This window comes from Bacillus sp. A015, assembly GCF_053851875.1.
Map to the genome: position 1 here is coordinate 1 of NZ_JBSPZB010000021.1, position 17,974 is coordinate 17,974.

Annotated in this window: 17 protein-coding genes and 1 pseudogene; 12 read left to right on the forward strand and 6 right to left on the reverse strand. The window is 41.7% G+C overall.

Annotated elements, in window-relative coordinates:
- Positions 1–136: 136 nt before the first annotated feature.
- On the reverse strand, positions 137–1,102 hold the full coding sequence (locus ACSLGF_RS15480) for a sensor histidine kinase (protein ID WP_456006978.1): 966 nt from the start codon (positions 1,100–1,102) through the stop codon (positions 137–139).
- A gap of 11 nt (positions 1,103–1,113) precedes the next feature.
- Positions 1,114–1,815, reverse strand: a complete 702-nt coding sequence (locus ACSLGF_RS15485) for a LytR/AlgR family response regulator transcription factor (RefSeq protein ID WP_456006980.1) — start codon at positions 1,813–1,815, stop codon at positions 1,114–1,116.
- A 161-nt stretch (positions 1,816–1,976) separates the two neighbouring features.
- On the opposite strand from ACSLGF_RS15485, the gene ACSLGF_RS15490 reads away from it, so the two are divergent.
- Together ACSLGF_RS15490 and ACSLGF_RS15495 are read left to right on the forward strand one after the other, a co-directional pair.
- Complete coding sequence (locus ACSLGF_RS15490) at positions 1,977–2,717, forward strand: ATP-binding cassette domain-containing protein (RefSeq protein WP_456006982.1); 741 nt, start codon at positions 1,977–1,979, stop codon at positions 2,715–2,717.
- Positions 2,717–3,892, forward strand: coding sequence for an ABC transporter permease (locus tag ACSLGF_RS15495; protein ID WP_456006984.1), 1,176 nt, complete (start codon positions 2,717–2,719; stop codon positions 3,890–3,892). The genes ACSLGF_RS15490 and ACSLGF_RS15495 overlap by 1 nt, the downstream gene beginning before the upstream one ends.
- A 56-nt stretch (positions 3,893–3,948) precedes the next feature.
- Here the strand turns inward: ACSLGF_RS15495 and ACSLGF_RS15500 are convergent, their stop codons facing one another.
- A complete protein-coding gene (locus ACSLGF_RS15500; RefSeq protein WP_456006986.1) occupies positions 3,949–4,500 on the reverse strand; it encodes a hypothetical protein in 552 nt (183 codons plus the stop codon).
- Between the two features lie 948 nt (positions 4,501–5,448).
- On the reverse strand, positions 5,449–6,510 hold the full coding sequence (locus ACSLGF_RS15505; RefSeq protein ID WP_456006988.1) for a DUF4352 domain-containing protein: 1,062 nt from the start codon (positions 6,508–6,510) through the stop codon (positions 5,449–5,451).
- 538 nt (positions 6,511–7,048) lie between these two features.
- On the opposite strand from ACSLGF_RS15505, the gene ACSLGF_RS15510 reads away from it, so the two are divergent.
- Entirely contained in the window at positions 7,049–7,477 is a 429-nt protein-coding gene (locus tag ACSLGF_RS15510; RefSeq protein ID WP_099726149.1) for a cell wall hydrolase, read from the forward strand.
- 117 nt (positions 7,478–7,594) lie between these two features.
- Positions 7,595–7,963: pseudogene (locus ACSLGF_RS15515) on the forward strand (SDR family NAD(P)-dependent oxidoreductase); the annotation flags it as partial.
- Between the two features lie 68 nt (positions 7,964–8,031).
- On the opposite strand, the gene ACSLGF_RS15520 reads toward ACSLGF_RS15515, so the two are convergent.
- Together ACSLGF_RS15520 and ACSLGF_RS15525 are read right to left on the reverse strand one after the other, a co-directional pair.
- Positions 8,032–9,072: an acyltransferase family protein gene (locus ACSLGF_RS15520; protein ID WP_456006990.1), complete on the reverse strand. Its 1,041-nt coding sequence runs from the start codon at positions 9,070–9,072 to the stop codon at positions 8,032–8,034.
- Positions 9,073–9,283: 211 nt separating this feature from the next.
- Entirely contained in the window at positions 9,284–10,276 is a 993-nt protein-coding gene (locus ACSLGF_RS15525; RefSeq protein ID WP_456006992.1) for an LLM class flavin-dependent oxidoreductase, read from the reverse strand.
- A gap of 409 nt (positions 10,277–10,685) precedes the next feature.
- Between ACSLGF_RS15525 and ACSLGF_RS15530 the strand changes: the two genes are divergently transcribed.
- From ACSLGF_RS15530 to ACSLGF_RS15565, 8 genes are all read left to right on the forward strand, one after another.
- Positions 10,686–11,288, forward strand: coding sequence for a TerD family protein (locus tag ACSLGF_RS15530; protein WP_058015234.1), 603 nt, complete (start codon positions 10,686–10,688; stop codon positions 11,286–11,288).
- Positions 11,289–11,309: 21 nt separating this feature from the next.
- Positions 11,310–11,891: a TerD family protein gene (locus tag ACSLGF_RS15535; RefSeq protein ID WP_456006994.1), complete on the forward strand. Its 582-nt coding sequence runs from the start codon at positions 11,310–11,312 to the stop codon at positions 11,889–11,891.
- Between the two features lie 41 nt (positions 11,892–11,932).
- Positions 11,933–12,511 carry a TerD family protein gene (locus ACSLGF_RS15540; protein ID WP_456006996.1) on the forward strand — a complete coding sequence of 193 codons (579 nt, stop codon included), beginning with the start codon at positions 11,933–11,935 and terminating at the stop codon, positions 12,509–12,511.
- 140 nt (positions 12,512–12,651) lie between these two features.
- Positions 12,652–13,431 carry a TerC family protein gene (locus tag ACSLGF_RS15545; protein ID WP_456006998.1) on the forward strand — a complete coding sequence of 260 codons (780 nt, stop codon included), beginning with the start codon at positions 12,652–12,654 and terminating at the stop codon, positions 13,429–13,431.
- A gap of 99 nt (positions 13,432–13,530) precedes the next feature.
- A complete protein-coding gene (locus tag ACSLGF_RS15550) occupies positions 13,531–14,718 on the forward strand; it encodes an HpcH/HpaI aldolase/citrate lyase family protein (protein ID WP_456007000.1) in 1,188 nt (395 codons plus the stop codon).
- A complete protein-coding gene (locus tag ACSLGF_RS15555) occupies positions 14,708–16,039 on the forward strand; it encodes a phosphoribosyltransferase family protein (RefSeq protein ID WP_456007080.1) in 1,332 nt (443 codons plus the stop codon). The genes ACSLGF_RS15550 and ACSLGF_RS15555 overlap by 11 nt, the downstream gene beginning before the upstream one ends.
- On the forward strand, positions 16,032–17,141 hold the full coding sequence (locus ACSLGF_RS15560; protein ID WP_456007001.1) for a cysteine protease StiP family protein: 1,110 nt from the start codon (positions 16,032–16,034) through the stop codon (positions 17,139–17,141). Before ACSLGF_RS15555 ends, ACSLGF_RS15560 begins: the two co-directional genes overlap by 8 nt.
- Positions 17,138–17,953 (forward strand): HAD family hydrolase, encoded by an 816-nt coding sequence (locus ACSLGF_RS15565; protein ID WP_456007003.1) that lies wholly within the window; start codon positions 17,138–17,140, stop codon positions 17,951–17,953. The genes ACSLGF_RS15560 and ACSLGF_RS15565 overlap by 4 nt, the downstream gene beginning before the upstream one ends.
- Positions 17,954–17,974: the final 21 nt, after the last annotated feature.

Below are 17,974 nucleotides of genomic sequence, written 5' to 3' on the forward strand. Positions count from 1 at the left end.
AGCGAAGCTAGGCTAGGTGTGTGGGAGGCCTTTTTCATTAAATCTCATCCATCATACTTACGTTGAAAATAAAAAAGATTGTAGAAAAACATGAGTTTCTCTACAATCTGAAGGTGCGCAGCTGCACCTTATTTTTTTATGTCATCGTGAGAGGGATTTTGATCACGAGCCGAAAATTTGGAGAACGGTAAGTGAAATCGAGCGTACCGTCTGCTTTTTCAACAAGCTGATGGATGATATAAGTCCCCATTCCTTGGTGATCACCGCCTTTTGTGGAACGGCCAAAAGTTTTGAACAAATGATCTAATACGTGTTTCTCCATTCCTCTTGTGCTGTTTTCACAATGGATCAAAAATAGCCCGCTCCGTATAGAGGTCGTGACCGAGATGCTGCCCTCTTTCCCGGCTTGCTTCGCTTCAATTGCTGCATCAAGGGCATTGTCGAGCAGGTTGCCAGTAAAACTCACCTGATCAGCCTTAGAAAATGGAAGAGAAGAAAATGGTGCTTGAAGATCTACGGAAAGTGCAATGTTCTCTTTTTCAGCCCGCTGGAAAAAGGGATGAAGGGTTGAGGCCAGATAAGCGTTTTCCCCTTTGATCCAAGGGAAATGTTTGACGTATTGTTGAATCAAATCCTTGATATCATGATCGTCTTTCGACGAGGAAAAGGCATTTAAATGTCTGGCTGTTTCATGATGTTTACTGCGCAGCTCAAGCAGCAATTCATTGGTTCTCGATTCTGCGTTTGTCAGCTCTTGAAGCCGTCCGTTTAACCGGCGCTCCGTCTGCATCATCTTCAATGTAAGGAGATCTGCTGTGATCATGATCATGAAAGCCAAAAGATGGTGCAGCCCATTCCCTTGAGTCAGAAAAAGAGAAAGCCCTGCGCAGGTGATCAGCACAAAAGCACCTAATATCACGTATCCACTGATACTAGGCCAAAACCTTTTGTACATGAAGAATGTATAAAGACAAATGACACAAAAGGTGAGGAGCCACAAAACCACTGACGTCACCGGAAGAAAAGCTTCAGCAGTTGCTTGAAACGCAAGACCTAACCATATGAGAGCATATATGCGGAATCCAAAATAGAAAGCGTTCACGTTCGTTCTCCTTAAAAGTAGTATTTCTTAAAGTATTCTAATTGCTGCTTGGTCATCATGGCCTTTTTATCAGTGCCTTCAAAAGACACGACAAATGAATTTTTGGCATACGCCGAAAAGTTCTTAATGTAATGAATATTGATGATAAACGAGCGATGAGAGCGAATAAAATCCTTCTCAGCTAAATCGCCCTTTAACTCGTTTAATGTCTGGTACGTTTGGATATCTCCTGTTGTTGTGACAATGGTCGTTGATCGGCCTGTACGTTCAACAAAAATGACATCCTTCTTCTGCAGCACATGGATATCTGACTGCTGCTTGATGAGAAGCCGTCCATGAATGCTTTTCTCCTGCTTGGTTGACATGTAGCGCTCTAAGGATTTGGCGATTCGATCGGCGTGGTATGGCTTCATAATATAATCATGTACATTCAAATCAAACGCATGGACCGCATATCCGCTGTTTCCTGTCACAAATACAACATCGACATTCAGTGCGTGAGAGTGAATGAGGTCCGCTAATTCATAGCCGGACATTCCAGGCATTTCAATGTCTGCAAACAACAGATCAATGTCTCCCTGTTTGACCTTCTCGTATGCATCCTCTGCTGACTGCGTGACAAAGACAATGTCAACAGCCTCCATTCTGCCGACAATGGCGTGCAGCTTTTCTAAATCCACTCGGTAATCATCGACAAGACCTACTTTTATCATAAAAATCACCTATGACCATTCTTATTATTTGTCTATTTTATCATTTGTTTTTTTAAAATTGATCATTTCAAGACAGAAAAAGGACGTTTCGCGACATTTTTATGTCAGGCAGGCATCATTTTTTCTATCATAGACTTAGAAAGACGAAAGGGGCGAACCAAATGATTACTCTCAGCGATTGCAGCTGCTGGTTTAAAGATAAGAAAAAAATCGTGAAGGCGATGAAGCATATGACGTTCTCCGTGAAGGAAGGGGAAGTCGTTGGCATCCTAGGAGAAAATGGTGCAGGAAAAACCACATTATTGCGCGCCGTTGCGACTTTATTAGAGCCTACTCATGGAACCGTGAATGTTGCGGGCTTTGATACAGTAAAAGAAGCAACAGAAGTGAAGAAACGAATTGGTGTCTTATTTGGCGGAGAGACGGGGCTTTACGACCGTCTGACGGCTCGAGAAAACCTTGAATACTTTGGCAAATTATATGGCTTAGATCAGCATGAAATCAAAGCAAGAATAGAGGATTTAGCAAAGCGGTTCGGAATGAGACAATATATGGATCGTAAGGTGAAAGGATTCTCACGGGGGATGAAACAAAAGGTGGCGATTGCCAGAACATTGATTCATGATCCTGACATTATCTTATTTGATGAACCGACAACAGGCTTAGACATCACGTCAAGTAATATTTTCAGAGATTTTATTCATCAGCTTAAACAGCAAAATAAAACCATCCTATTTTCAAGCCACATCATGGAAGAAGTCAGTCTGCTTTGTGACAGTGTCATGATGATTCATCAAGGAGAGCTTGTGTACAAAGGCACACTCCCAGAATTATATGCACAGGAACAAAGTGAAGACTTGAACTATATCTTTATGTCGAAGCTCGCAAGGGGGATTTCATAATGTGGAAAACCGTATTTTTAAAAGAAATGACAGATGCGTTAAGGGACCGGAAAACGCTCCTCTTAACAGTGCTGATACCCCTTTTGACGATGCTTGGACTGGTGTTCTTCTATGAAAGCATGATCGCAGATCCAGGGGATGAAACCTATACGGTCGCAGTCAATGAAAAGCTTCCATCCGAAATGAATCAAATGATCAAAGAGGTCAAAAACATTCATCTTGAAACATTTGATGACCCGCAGCAAGCTGTCAAGGACGGTGAGGCAAATGCTTACCTGGAAATGCCGAAAGAGGCAGACGAAATGCTTCAGCATCAAAAGTCATTTGCAATTAAAATCCATGGGTATACAACGGACGATGATTCGGTCATAGCGGTTCAAATGCTGCAATCATTGCTGGAGCAGTACCAAAACCAAGTGGTGGAAAAGCGTTTAGCAAACGATCAGATCAACACGTCCGTTATTCATCCGTTTGAGGTACAGTCCGTTGATGTAGAAGAAGGCGAAGAAGGGGAAAACGGAATGACCGCTATGCTTTTGTCGATTCTCCTTCCTATGATTTTAGTAACTTCCGTCATCTCAGGCGCTTTGCCAGCTGCGCTTGATATTGTAGCGGGTGAAAAGGACCGAAAATCGATTGAAGCATTGTTCCTGACACCTGCCAGCAGACTCCAGATTCTCATAGGAAAATGGCTCGCTGTCTCCATGTTCGGTATTTTAAGTGGAATTGTGGCGATCGGCATGCTGCTTTTATCCACGCTGCTTTTTACAGAAAAGCTAAAACAAGCACTGAACTTTGGTGATCAAATGTGGAGCATTATCGCCGTCATGTTTGCGGCGCTTATCATCTTCTCATTCATGGTATCGATGATTGAACTGCTGCTCAGTGTCGTTTCAAGCTCAGTGAAAGAAGCACAGTCGTACATGTCCATGATCATTACACTAGGTGTGCTCCCGATGTTCTTTACCATGAGAGCAGGTGCTACGCAGCTAGATACGTATTACTTTGCGATCCCATTCTTAAATATTCATGCGCTGTGTAAGCAATTGATGTTTGGGATCATTGATCCAATGTCGATTGCACTCACCCTAGGCTCTACTGCGCTCGTTGTGGTTATCTTATTTGTGGCCGTTAGAGTCATGTTTATGAAAGAAAAATGGATGCTTGCCAAATAAAGAAACGCCCTCTATGATAGAGGGCGTTTTCAGGTGAATGCCGATCACCGTATTTTTCAGTTTAAAAAACCGAATTGATCCAAGTTCTCTAAATAAAATTGAAAATACTCGTCATGAATATCAACTGGATATTCTTCTAACCCATTTTCAATAATTGCACCTACAATTAAAGCATTTATATACCTATCAAGCTTTTCGCAGCTAGCTCTTACTTGAGATTCTGAAATATATAACCCATCTTTACTTTCTAAAATGATATCAATTCTTCTACCTTCTTGTTCATCAAGCAATAAGTGATTATACTCCCATTCTTTTACTCTCTTGGGGTTTAAGGGATGTTCACGATTATCAAGTATTTCTTCACGATGATTCTTTTTTTCCTCATTTGAAAACAATTGAATCAATATACTCGGATCATCAATGACAAAACATTTATATATCTTAGTATATTCAAAGTGATCATCATTTACTAAATCTAAAATTTTTGTTTTTGAAAATTCTCTAGCTTGAAATTTAGACGTTATCATCTCAACGACTTGTTCTTTAGTAAAAATCAATTGATCTTTTTTATATAAATACTGTTTATATAGCTTTTCGTAATTATACATTATTCACCTCTATTAACTATTTAACAGGACCTCCGTAGAATGAATGAGCTTTTGGAGTTCTTTTATAGGGGTGCCAGTGATAATAATACCCTTTCTTCGGCTTACCCTTGTACAAATCTACTTCCTTTATTGGTTTACCATTTCGATTAGCTCCAGCTGCAACAACTTCTGCCTGACTAGAAGAAATAGACCAAATATCCTTTTTTGACTTCATTCTAGCGATTGCTTGCGATTTACTTAGTCCTTTTCCAACATATACTCCACCTCGGATAACAGCTTCATAATGATTATATTTTTTTTGTTTTTAGACCTGTGCTTGTTGGCTTGTGTAGCAATTACATAACCAGTTCCTGCAACAACAATCACCGCACCAGTATGAAATAAAGCAGTCATAACACTACCTTAAAAAATGATTTAATTTCATGGTAAATTTTCTCTTTGATGTGGTTACTAATTCTAGCATAATAACAATGATAAAAAGTTTAAAATTACCTTAAAATGAGCATATAGAATCTTTTTTTTTGAATATTTTATTAAAATGGAATTATTTATATTTCGAAGAGTTTTATTAAGGAATAACTTAAATAGAAAAAAAGAGTTGGTGAATGAAAATGATGGTTTACTTTTATAATGAGTTAGGAAAGAAGCTAGATTTATAATATAGTTCAATAGAAATAAAGAATGAGAAGTACATTTTTTTACCTCGAGTTTACATTTCATCTTTAACACAAATAAGCAGAAAAAAATCTTAAGTACAAAAAAGAATAATCAGGATTGAATATCTCATAGTGATCAAGCTAAAGAAATGGAACACTGATTATAGAAAGAAATGTTGTCAAGGGTAAGATAACTTGACTATATTCTGGTTTTTTATGATAGAGGGGGTTCACGTTCGCCAAACCAGATTATAAATCATAACAAAAAAACCCCGGGGAACGGGGTTTTTCATTAGTTCTTGATGAACTTTTCAACCAATGAGCTTGTTTTGTAATCGTTTAAATCAAGTTTCCATTGGTCGATGTCATTTTTCTTCATGTTGACTTCCACTGTTTCTTCAGAAGATGATGGCCCTAATTTTTTAAACTCTTCTGGGTAGATCGAGAGTAAATATTTTTGTGCATCATCGTAAGACGCTGTACGGTTTTTGCTGTAGAACTCAGTTGCTTTCTCTTTCAAACGATCGACAAGCGAACTTGCATCAATCGGTGTAAGGGTCACAGTCACGATTGCTTTATCACGACTGATGGCTTTTGTTTTTGTTGATACTTTTGCTTTTTCAGCTAATGTTTCTTTCACAGCTTTTAGAAGCTTATCAAGGTTTTCGTCTTTCGCTGCGCTAGATGAAATACCAGATGAGGAGATATAGCCCTGTTTGAATGATTTATCAAATTCGTTCACAACTGTTGATTTGTTATCACCAGTTAATTTTTCGAAATCGTCGTTTTTCTTACCAAAAATCATGACATCAATATAAGAAGAAAGAGCTTTTGCAGATGCTTGAAGTGTATCTGCTTTTTTCATTAAGTCTTTTCCTTTAATATCAAATTCTAGTGTTTTATTATCTTTTTTCGATCCAGTACTAGGCTCTGTGTAAACAAGTTGATAGTCTTTGTCTTTATCAACAACATAGAAAAGACCGCCTTTTGATACTTTTCCTGCATTTAGAGAGCTTGCAGATAATACTTCGTTGTAGTCATCTGGAGAGATTGTAGACACCTGTGCGTCATCTTGGTAAAGCGTAAAGTTGCTTTTATCAACATTAAGAGGCTCTTTGCTGATGTTTTTCACAGATACGTTCACTTTTAGTACATACTGATCGTCCTGTACAGATGTATCGTATTGAGGTGGTAATGTGTACTCAGCACTTTCTACCTTTACTTCTGCTGCATCAAGGGATTTTTTTGTATCGTTTTCTTTCGCAGCTGTTTTGTCTTTTCCGCCACTACAAGCAGCAGCGACAACAGTTACACACAAAATTAGAAGAAACAGGGATAATTTCTTTTTAAACATGACAAGTTTTCCTCCTCGGGTTTATGGTGAATTTCATTGGAAATCTTTAGCTCATATCATTCTTTTTGCATAAAAAGAAAAATACTGTATGTTTTTTACTGTAGAATGAAGCGAAAGTACTGCCAATACCTTAGTGCGTTTCGAAGATTGATCAGCTTCAAGTAGTGAAAATGACACTAAGTTGAGAGGAGAAACTTGTATTTTATTGTTTGTTATCTCCTGTAAAAACTCAACATTTTATATTTTAAGGTTTTGAGTCGGATTGTTGAATAGGTTCAAATGACTGTTTTTGAAGAAGGTGCAGCAATTAGAAGGATTTTCATGACTTGTAAATGAGTCTATGGTAATGAATATTTTTTCCTGCTATGTGTATGATTGCTTGGTTTGTGTGTTGTTGACAGAGAGACACATGTCCAGCGAAATCTTGAGATGTATAGACAGGCTGTCGACACTGAACGTGCTTTTTCATGTCAAAATGGCAGTCATCTACACAGAAATGCCACATAAAATAAAAGAGAAATGAGAAGGAGGTGGATGTATGGCAGTGGTAAGAGCGACAAGCTCTGATATTGATTTAATGGCCAGACTGCTGAGAGCGGAAGCAGAAGGTGAAGGGAAGCAAGGGATGCTGCTTGTAGGAAATGTAGGCATCAATCGTTTGCGTGCCAACTGCTCTGACTTTAAAGGGCTGCGTACGATTCCACAAATGATTTATCAGGAGCATGCGTTTGAAGCGGTCACGCATGGCTATTTTTATCAGCGGGCACGAGAAACTGAAAAAGCACTTGCGCGAAGGAATATCAACGGAGAACGATTTTGGCCTGCGAAATTCAGCCTTTGGTATTTTAAACCGCCTGGAAATTGTCCACCCACTTGGTACAATCAGCCGTTTGTGGCAAGGTATAAGTCGCATTGTTTTTATCAGCCAACAGCTGAAACGTGTGAAAATGTCTATAACACCTTTTAGATTGATGAACAGCACAATCCTCTTTGAACGAATACAGGGGGTTGTGTTTTTCTTTTTTTCAAAATGGGTAACCATTGTGTATCAACAAGGTGAAGCGCGTGATTGGAGGAAATGAAGATGTATCAAGATTTAAAAGGGAAAACAGCCATTGTCACAGGTTCCTCAAAAGGAATTGGACAAGCCGTCGCATTGCGGTTTGGACAAGAGCAAATGAATGTGGTTGTGAACTATAAAGGTGATGAAGATGGAGCTGAAGAGACAGTACAAGCCATTCAGCAGCACTGAGGTCAAGCGGTGAAAGTACATGCTGATGTCCCCAAAGAGGAAGGAATTCAAGCCATAATGGATACGGCACTGGAACATTTCTATACAGTGGGTGTGTTCGTCAATAATTCAGGTTTTAACGGCGAAGAAGCGGTGCCGCATGAGATGACACTGGACCAATGGCAAAAAGTTATTGATGTGAATATCACAGGCACCACATTATTTGTGGATGGAGGAATGACGCTTTATCCTTCTCAAATCAATGATTAATAGAAAAAACATCCGTCCGATTAGCCGGCGGATGTTTTTTGTTCGTAGCGGTGTGCTGCTTTGGCTGGTTTGCCGAGCAGCATAGGATACTTGCTCAGGAAGGAAATGCATGGCACCATGAGCAGCAATGTGCCGATCGTATAAAAGAGTGTCCAAGAGAGCTGCGCTGTATCAGAAATATTGATGCCAAGTCCATAATAAACAAATGCTTTCATGATATCGATGCCGGCAAACTGCAGGACGAGAATGACAATGGAATTTCGTCCGAGATACGTCAAAATAGGGGATGTTTTCAATTTGAAGCTTAAATAAATAACAGCAGATGAACCGAGCAGTGCACATACATAGAAAATGAATAGATCGCCATAGTCGTTAACGCGCATATCGATTCGAGAATTAAAGCTTTGCATGTAAGCCGTCAGCACAAACAGACCTGTGCATAGCAGAAGAGTTGGATCTGTTTTTAATTCCACAAACCATTGCTTTGCCAAAAATCCAATCGAATAAAACACAACAGCCGTCAAGGCAACATTGGCATTCCAAGGAAGACTTTGATCTAAAAGAAAAGTAGAAGCATATCCAGCACCCCCGCAAAGAACAGTCAGTAAAATCAAGGCGGCGGGTTTTCCTTTTGTCAGGCGGTGCATAAAGAAAAATAAGATTTCCACTAAAAAGAGTGTCGTTAAAAACCAGATCGCTGGGTTATGTGTCAGCCTTGCTTCATCTGCATTGGATATAAAAATACCTGTAAATGGAACGAAGGGATCAATATCCGTTTGCCCCTTGAATGCGAAAAAACGAGTAACGGAGAACCAGAAAACATACGTAATGATGGAGAAATAGAGATACGGTAAGAGTAAGCTTTTGGCTTTCTTCTGAATAAATGACATAGCAGGGTGTGAAGATGATCGAAACATCATGCCTGATAGTAAAAAGAAAAGCGGCATATGAAAAGAGTAAATGAATTGCTTTAACGAATCTGGAATGGGCACATGCGCCATGACCACCAGCAGAATGCCGATTCCTTTTGCTGCATCTACCCAATCGAGTCTTTTTTTCATTGCCTATCATCTCCTACCCTCTCAGCATCGTGAACCGTTCATTCAATCTGTACCTCTACTATATAAAAGGTACACCTTTCATGCGTTTACAGTTCGCTAACGATTAGAAGACACATTTGCGATCAGATGACAGACGGAAGTTTTTTGACATCTCTATGTTACATTTCCCATTTTTTATGACAATGTAAAAAAGAAGCCAAGAGGATTGGCTTCAAAATAGTTGTGCTATTCGCTTGAAGGAGCGCTGTTTTTCTAGTGGGTCAAATGAATTGTTCAAAATCATGATGTCATCCGTTTGATAGCGATCCATTAAGATCTGTAATTGCTCTTTCACTGTTTGCTTCGAGCCAACAATCATTCGTCGGCGGTTTTGTAACACTTTTTTCTTTTCCTGTGCGGTGTAGTGATATTCAGCTGCTTCTTCTAAAGAAGGAACGCGGCTATCTAGTCCCTTTTCAACACGAAGCAGCCATAAATCTGTACTCCTGGCGATCCGGTCGGCCTCCTCATCTGTTTCACCGCAGATCACAAAGACAGCAAACATAGATTGAGGTTGGCGGGAAAAAACAGACGGAGAAAAGTGTGACCGATACGTCTCAAATGCTTGCTTGCCGCGCGCAGGGTGGATAAAGTGGCCAAAAATATAGTTGATGCCAAGCTCCGCCGCCTGCTTGGCACTATTTTCTCCTAGTCCAAGCAGCCAAACCGGCGGATGAGAATCAACAAGCGGAGCCGCTTTTACCCCTGCATGCGGATGACCGGAAGGCAGACTGTCTGATAAGTAAAAAAGCAGATCCTTCAGCTGGCGGTCAAACTGAGACAGGTCTTTATTCACGCCGTCCGTCAAAGCGAGTCTCGTCCTTTCAATCCCCCCTGGAGATTTGCCGACACCAATCTCAATTCGTCCAGGATAAAGAGCTTCAAGCTGCCGCGTGACCTCCGCTACTTTAAAAGGACTGTACTGCGGAAGTAAAATACCGCCAGACCCTGTACGCAAGGTCGATGTATGAGCCGCAATATGAGCCATTAATATTTCAGGCGCTGTACTAGCGAGCCCTCTTGTGCTGTGGTGTTCAGCGAACCAATAGCGCTCATACCCAAGTGTTTCAGCAAGCTGTGCCAGCTGCGTTGTGTGAATCAATGTCTCCTGCGCTGTCTGACCCTTAGGAATGGCGACTTGATCTAATATATGAAGTGATGGCATCATCAACATCCTTTCATCAACACGTTGAATGTTCTCTATGCACAAGTATAAAGAAATTCATGGATGGAAGGAAACGAAAGGGTTTATCCTCCAAACGAATGCATTTATATTTTCTATATCAACATATGAAACCTTGCCCACACTCCGTTTATCAGTAAGGGCTGTTTACCGGGAGCATTCGACAATGTTTCACATGAAACACTTCGATTACGACATGGATCTTTCTTTAAAAAAATATCATGTTGTTGAAACCTATCATGAACATAGATCGTATATACTAGTAAATAGAAAAAAGAGTAAGAGGCTCCAATGTCATTTCATGAATTTTGTCGAATTTTCATGTATGATGATTTTAATAGGGTCCATCGCTTAATAAATAGATTGTTATTATGCTTGAGGAGTGATTGATTTGGCGATTACATTAGAAAAAGGTCAACGTATTGATTTAACAAAAGGGAAAGCAGGGCTAACGAATATTCTGGTTGGACTTGGCTGGGACCCTGTATCACAAGGCGGCGGTTTTTTAGGCAAGCTGTTTGGCGGCGGAGGCGGCGCTGATATTGATTGTGACGCTTCAGTACTGATGCTGAAAAATGATAAGTTTACTGAAAATAAAGATTTGATTTATTTTGGCAACTTGAAAAGCAAATGCGGCAGTGTCGAGCATACAGGTGACAACCTGACAGGAGAAGGAGACGGAGATGATGAACAAGTCCTCGTCAACTTAAGCAAGGTGCCAGGCAATGTGAATAAATTGGTGTTTGTCGTGAACATCTATGATGCCCTTAGAAGGAACCAACACTTTGGTATGATTCAGAATGCTTACATTCGCATCGTTGATCGTTCAAATAATCAAGAATTAGTGAAATATAATTTGAAAGATGAGTATGCAGGAAAAACCTCATTAATCGTCGGAGAACTTTATCGTCACGAGAATGATTGGAAGTTTGCGGCTGTTGGAAATGGTACAAATGATGCGAAGCTAGCCGATATTACGAGAAATTACATTTAACTCAGAAGGGAGAGGTTCCTAGTGGGAATTTCTTTAGCGAAAGGTCAAAAAATTGATTTAACAAAAACGAATCCAGGTTTAACAAAAGTGGTAGTAGGTCTTGGCTGGGACGTAAATAAGTATGACGGCGGACATGACTTTGATCTAGACGCAAGTGTATTCCTTTTAGATGCGGCAGGTAAAGCGAGCTCTCCATCTGACTTTGTCTTTTACAATCAAACAACTGGCGGAGGCGGCAGTGTCGTACATACAGGCGATAACCGCACTGGAGAAGGAGACGGAGATGACGAGCAGGTCAATGTCGACCTTTCAGCTGTGCCGGCGAGTGTTGAGAAGATTTCATTTGTCATTACGATTCATGATGCAGAAGCACGCAGTCAAAATTTCGGACAGGTGTCTAACGCATATGTACGTATTTTAAATGCGGCATCGAATGAAGAGCTCATTCGTTATGATTTGGCAGAGGACTTCTCAATAGAGACAGCCATTATTGTAGGTGAATTATACCGTCATGGCGGGGAATGGAAGTTCTCAGCTGTCGGATCGGGCTATCAAGGCGGACTTGCACGTATTGCAACGGACTTCGGCTTAGATATCGGGTAACGACTAGTTTTCATATTTTCAAAGACAGGAGAGAAACGAATATGGCGATTCAGCTTTCAAAAGGACAACGTGTCGATTTAACAAAAACCAACCCAGGGCTGACAAAAGTGATGATCGGACTTGGCTGGGATACGAATAAATATTCTGGCGGAGCCGAATTTGATTTGGACGCTTCGGCTTTCTTAGTGGATGCAAACAATCGTTGTCAGCAAGATACAGACTTTGTGTTCTATAATAATCTTCAACATCCGAGCGGCTGTGTCACTCATACAGGTGATAACCGGACGGGTGAAGGAGATGGAGATGACGAGCAAATTCTCGTTGATTTCTCAAAAATTCCTGCTAACATTGATCGTATCGGAATTACAGTTACGATCCATGATGCAGAGACGCGCAGCCAGAATTTTGGACAAGTCTCGAATGCATTTGTTCGTGTTGTAAATGAAGAGGGCGGGGAAGAATTGATTCGCTTTGATTTAGGGGAAGACTTCTCAATTGAAACAGCTGTCGTGGTGTGTGAATTGTACCGCCACGGAAGCGATTGGAAGTTTAACGCAATCGGAAGCGGATTCTCTGGCGGACTTGCAGCTCTTTGTCAAAATTATGGGTTAGAAGTGTAAATAAGAGAAACAAATCAATTCGAGAGGCGCTGTCAATGACTCATATGAGGGTCTTTTCCAAAGTGAGAAAGAAACAGCGATCAAGAATAGCAGCAGGCGAAAGCCTGCTGATGCTTCTAAACTTATAGGAGGAAAACCAGTTGGACATTTTGAAACATATGTTGGACACGTATGCCTCGTTTTTTGATTGGCATATGTGGGCAGAGGTATTATCAAACCCTGTCTCTTGGGGGCTCATTGGGACCCTTGTTGTGCTTGAAGGATTGTTATCAGCAGATAACGCACTTGTATTAGCGGTCATGGTGAAACATTTACCAGAAAAACAGCGTAAAAAGGCATTAACCTACGGATTAATTGGCGCTTATTTCTTCCGTTTTCTATTCATTGGCGTAGGGATGCTGCTCATTAAGTTCTGGTGGATTAAGGTTCTAGGAGCTGCATACTTAGCTTGGCTTGTCATTAAGCACTTCTGGTTAGGTGATGGAGATGACGAAGCGAAGGAATTGAAAAAAGAAGGCTGGATGATTCGTGTATTTGGTGTCTTCTGGGCAACCGTTATTTCTGTAGAAATTATGGACCTTGCCTTCTCGGTTGACAGTATTCTTGCTGCATTCGCTGTATCTGAGGAAGTATGGATTCTTCTATTAGGCGGAATGCTTGGCATTCTCATGATGCGTACAGTGGCACAGTTATTCCTTGTTCTCATTGACCGTATACCAGAGCTTGAGAATACAGCATTTATTCTCATTGGGATTATCGCAGCCAAAATGGCATTGAGTGCGGCTCATATTGAAATCCCGCATCTTGTATTTTTTGCGATTATTATCCTAGCCTTTATCGGAACGTTTATTGTTCATAAAATCAATAAGAAGAAACATCAAGATGTGACAAATGAAGCTGCGGCTTCAAAAGAAGAATAGGACGATCAAAAAGGAATGGAGTTGACTAGCGGCTCCATCCTTTTTTGAATTATCAAGTCATTTGTTCGATTTTCTCTAAACAACAGGAGGTGGCACAGCATGCGATATTTTCGATTTTTATCAGAGGCGAGGCAGCACGATATTTTTTTGAAGCGGCCGGCGGCGATTCATTCAATGACGCCAAAGCATGTACTTGCGCATGCATTAGGTGCTACTTTGTATATGCCTGCGACAAGACAGGATGTAGCAGACATGCTGCTTTCGCAGAAATATGAAGCGCTTTGCTCTGTTGTGTTTTGTTTGGAGGATGCCATCGGTGATCAAGAAGTGGACATGGCCGAACAGAATGTAGTGGCACAATTGGCCAGTCTCAAGGAGAAATTAACTCGTTTTCCTGAAACAGCTGAACATTTGCCGCTTTTATTTATTCGGGTGCGTTCGCCGAAGCAGCTGCTCAAAATGGCAGACTTGCTCGGTTCGTCTCTTCATTTACTTACGGGTTTTGTGTTCCCGAAGTGTTCCGTTCATAATGCAAAGGAATATTTGAACAGCCTGAAACGGGCTTCAGCACAAACGAAGACGACACTTTATGGAATGCCCATTTTGGAAACACCCGATTTATTAGAAAAAGAGACGAGATATGCGGTGTTGTCTGAGTTAAAGCAGATCATGCTGGGTGACGAGGAATATATTTTGAATATTCGCATTGGGGCAACAGATCTTTGTGGGTTGTATGGCATTCGCCGTGATCGCGAGACCACCATCTATGAGATCAGACTCATTGCTGATTTGATCACAGATATCATCAATTATTTTGGCCGTTCTTTTGTGATATCTGGTGCTGTATGGGAACATTTTGGCCCGGCACGAAAAGAACAGAAGCCATTCATCCGTGCGCTCTCTAAGGGCGTGGAGTCTTTTTCATCTGAGTTCGATCCTGTACAAGGCTTACTCAAGGAGACAAGGCTGGATGTGGCAAACGGCATACATGGAAAGACAGTGATTCATCCAACACATCTTAAGCCAGTTCAAAGCATGTACGTTGTGACAAAGGAAGAGTATATGGATGCATTAAGCATTTTGGAACATGCAGATGGCACAGTTGGTGTGATGAAGAGTGTATTCTCTAATAAGATGAATGAAACGAAGCCGCATTATCGTTGGGCAGAGCACATTTTAATTAAGTCAGACATTTATGGGGTGTTTCATGAAAATAGAAGCTATATCGACATACTCACAGAAGCAGAAGCTTCATACGCTGAACATCTTGGAACATATGGAGGTTGACCTTGACCTCAAAGAAGGTGCGCTTCAGCTTGAAAAAGAGCATCTTTTTGAGATGGCGGCAAGGGTGAATAAAAAAAGAGCCTTTTTATTTGTTAGTAAGGTGCTCGGTAAACATATTCCCGTTCATCCAGTGAAACCGCTCCTTGTTTCGGGTCTTTTGGCAATGGCTTATGCCAAAGAGCAAACGGGCAAGACGCCCCTGCATCAAGACCGTCTAGTAGAGGCACTTAAGACGGAAGACCACGCAACGTTAACAGAAGCCTATGAAGCGCTCAAAAAAGAGAAGCTTTCGGCAGGCAAACAGCCTATCGTGATCGGTTTTGCTGAAACGGCAACAGCACTTGGTCATGGTGTGTATGACGTGATAGAAGGGGCATCTTACATTCATACGACACGTGAACAGCTGCTAGATCTTGATCCTGCATTGGTATTTGAAGAAGAGCATTCACATGCAACGGATCAGCTTTGTTATGCAGACGAAGCATTACTTCGCACAGACCGCCCCATTGTGTTAGTAGATGATGAAGTCACGACAGGCCGCACAAATATCAACATCATTCGGGACCTTCATGCAAAGTACCCGCGGAATTCTTATACCATTCTTTCCATTTTGGACTGGCGGACAGAGGAGCACGAGGAAGCCATGCTTCAGCTTCAAGAAGAGCTTGGTATTCACATCACAGCATTGTCTTTATTAAAAGGGCAGATGGTCTTTCGGGGCAAAACATTGGATGAGCCTGCTTATTCATATGAGATTACTGAGCAAGAGAATAGACCAGATCTCTCTTTTCATTCCCTTCAATCTTTCTTTAGGCAAGTTCCATATTCACTTTCTCATGCAACAAATTTGGCTGGTCATACGCCATATATACATGAAACAGGTCGTTTTGGTTTAAACGAAGCGGATACGGACGCCATCGATCAAGCAGCTGCTGAGGCTGGGCTGAAACTAAAGAAGGAGCGAAAAGGGAAACAGACACTCTGTTTAGGAACAGGTGAGCTGATGTATGTGCCGATGAGACTTGCTGCACATATGGGAGACGGCGTTCTCTTTCATTCAACGACGAGAAGCCCGATCCATCCGGTCGAAAAGGATGGATATGCTGTTCAGAATGGGTTTACGTTTATGAGTCCAGAGGATGCTCGAATTCAGCACTACGTGTACAACATACCAAAAGATCAATACGATGATGTATTTCTCTTTTTCGAGAAAAAGGTCTCTCAGAAGGCATTGCTTCCGTTTGTTCACTTATTTGCCGAGCGGCATGTGAAGCATGTGCATATTGTGACTTTATCAGACGAGGTGAAGGTGAATGGCTAATGTGTATACAAAAATGGGAAGCTATCCAGAGCAGGATGTAACCTTCTTACTCAAGGATTTATCATCAATTGAGATGGAGAAAAGTACAGAGGAGCGAGAACGTTCTATTCAGAGCGGTGCGCATTATTCAGAAATGCTGCCAATTGAATATAAGCCAACGGCATCTTATATGACCTTATTCTATCAATCTCTTGAAGAAAGTAAGCAAAAGGTAGCAGAAGCAGTAGCGGTTGTGGCAGAACAAATTGTGAAAAAGCGAGGCTTCCAAACCGTGCTTTGCAGCTTGGCTCGGGCTGGGACACCGATCGGGGTGCTCATCAAACGGTATATTCGAAAGACGTATGGTCTCGATCTGCCTCATTACAGCATCTCTATTATTCGAGACCGAGGAATAGACGAGAATGCCCTGCATTATATGCTCAACAAACATCCGGGCTTTGAGGTTGCCTTTATTGATGGTTGGACTGGAAAAGGTGCTATTTCCAAAGAGCTTCAAAAGGCTGTGATTGAGTTTGAACATAAATATGGGATTCGTCTTTCTAGTGAGCTGGCTGTACTGGCTGATCCTGGCTACTGTACAAATATATACGGAACAAGAGAGGATTTTCTTATTCCAAGTGCCTGCCTGAATTCGACGGTATCGGGACTTGTTAGTCGAACGGTATTAAATAACCGCTGGATCAATGCCGATGATTTCCATGGAGCCAAGTATTACGAAGAGCTGCTGGATGAGGACGTGTCCAATCTGTATGTAGATACGATTGAAGAAGCATTTTCTCGTCTCGGACCAAATGTAAAAGAGAAAGCAGAGACCATTCTCGCGCAAGGGACGCCTGCAGATTGGCGGGGGATGACGTCCATTGAAGCGATCGGTCAGGAATTCGGAATTGAAAATACACATTTGATTAAGCCGGGTGTTGGTGAGACGACCCGCGTGCTGCTCAGAAGAATCCCTTGGAAAATCCTGATTCAGCCTAGGTCTCAGGAGAAGCTGAAGCATATTTTGCTTTTGGCAGAGGACAGAGGCGTTCCAGTCATTGAATATGCGAATATGTCCTATACGTGCTGCGGATTAATTCGCCCAATGGAGCAATCGTCATGAAGAAATGTGCGTTTGCCAGTGATTTAGACCGGACGCTGATATACTCACATCGAATGCTTGAGCAGTATGCGTATGAGGGATTATATGATTTAGTTGAGGTGCTGGATGAACGGCCGCTTTCCTATATGTCTGTTGAAACGAAAAAATCCTTACAGACGATTCATCAAACAGGCTGGTTCATCCCAGTGACGACAAGAACGACTGCACAATATGAACGGATCACCTTCTTTCAACAAGAGCTCAAACCGGAGTATGCCGTCACGACAAATGGCGGCTGTATCCTTCATCACGGTAAGCCGCTTGAGGATTGGCAGGTCATTGTTGATGAGAGACTCAGAGAGTGTATGCCAGTCAGAGATATGCTGAGAGCCATCTCTGAACTTCCGGTTGCCGCATGGGTCAAGCGCACCCGGACAGCAGAGAGAATATTTCTTTATTTGATCATGAAGGACGAGTATCTTTCTCACATTCCGCTTGCTGAATTGAAGCTGTGGGGCGAGGAGAGAGGCTGGCAGGTTTCACTTCAGGGCCGGAAGCTCTATTTTATTCCACAGCCGCTCAATAAGTGGGCTGCTGTTGCTTTTCTAAAGGAAAGGCTACAGCTTGAATACGTATATGGTGCGGGCGATTCCTTGTTAGATGCAGATCTCATTCGTCAGGCGGATACGGGCTTTGCCCCAAGGCATGGGGAAGTTCTCGACTTTGACCCATCACTTGAGCCGACAGCAGCATTTGGCATGGCTGCGGCAGATGAAATCACCGCTTGTGTCATAGAGCAGATGACCACTGCAAAAAAGCCTTCAATTCGATAGCAGAAGTAGAAGGCTGAATGA

What these genes read in the sequence shown, in the direction of transcription:
- ACSLGF_RS15490 (WP_456006982.1), top strand. Translation starts at nt 1,977, where the DNA reads ATGATTACTCTCAGCGATTGCAGCTGCTGGTTTAAAGATAAGAAAAAA.
- ACSLGF_RS15560 (WP_456007001.1), top strand. Translation starts at nt 16,032, where the DNA reads ATGGCTAATGTGTATACAAAAATGGGAAGCTATCCAGAGCAGGATGTA.
- ACSLGF_RS15520 (WP_456006990.1), bottom strand. Translation starts at nt 9,072, where the DNA reads ATGAAAAAAAGACTCGATTGGGTAGATGCAGCAAAAGGAATCGGCATT.
- ACSLGF_RS15565 (WP_456007003.1), top strand. Translation starts at nt 17,138, where the DNA reads ATGAAGAAATGTGCGTTTGCCAGTGATTTAGACCGGACGCTGATATAC.
- ACSLGF_RS15485 (WP_456006980.1), bottom strand. Translation starts at nt 1,815, where the DNA reads ATGATAAAAGTAGGTCTTGTCGATGATTACCGAGTGGATTTAGAAAAG.
- ACSLGF_RS15540 (WP_456006996.1), top strand. Translation starts at nt 11,933, where the DNA reads ATGGCGATTCAGCTTTCAAAAGGACAACGTGTCGATTTAACAAAAACC.
- ACSLGF_RS15510 (WP_099726149.1), top strand. Translation starts at nt 7,049, where the DNA reads ATGGCAGTGGTAAGAGCGACAAGCTCTGATATTGATTTAATGGCCAGA.
- ACSLGF_RS15500 (WP_456006986.1), bottom strand. Translation starts at nt 4,500, where the DNA reads ATGTATAATTACGAAAAGCTATATAAACAGTATTTATATAAAAAAGAT.
- ACSLGF_RS15505 (WP_456006988.1), bottom strand. Translation starts at nt 6,510, where the DNA reads ATGTTTAAAAAGAAATTATCCCTGTTTCTTCTAATTTTGTGTGTAACT.
- ACSLGF_RS15555 (WP_456007080.1), top strand. Translation starts at nt 14,708, where the DNA reads ATGGAGGTTGACCTTGACCTCAAAGAAGGTGCGCTTCAGCTTGAAAAA.
- ACSLGF_RS15550 (WP_456007000.1), top strand. Translation starts at nt 13,531, where the DNA reads ATGCGATATTTTCGATTTTTATCAGAGGCGAGGCAGCACGATATTTTT.
- ACSLGF_RS15525 (WP_456006992.1), bottom strand. Translation starts at nt 10,276, where the DNA reads ATGCCATCACTTCATATATTAGATCAAGTCGCCATTCCTAAGGGTCAG.
- ACSLGF_RS15495 (WP_456006984.1), top strand. Translation starts at nt 2,717, where the DNA reads ATGTGGAAAACCGTATTTTTAAAAGAAATGACAGATGCGTTAAGGGAC.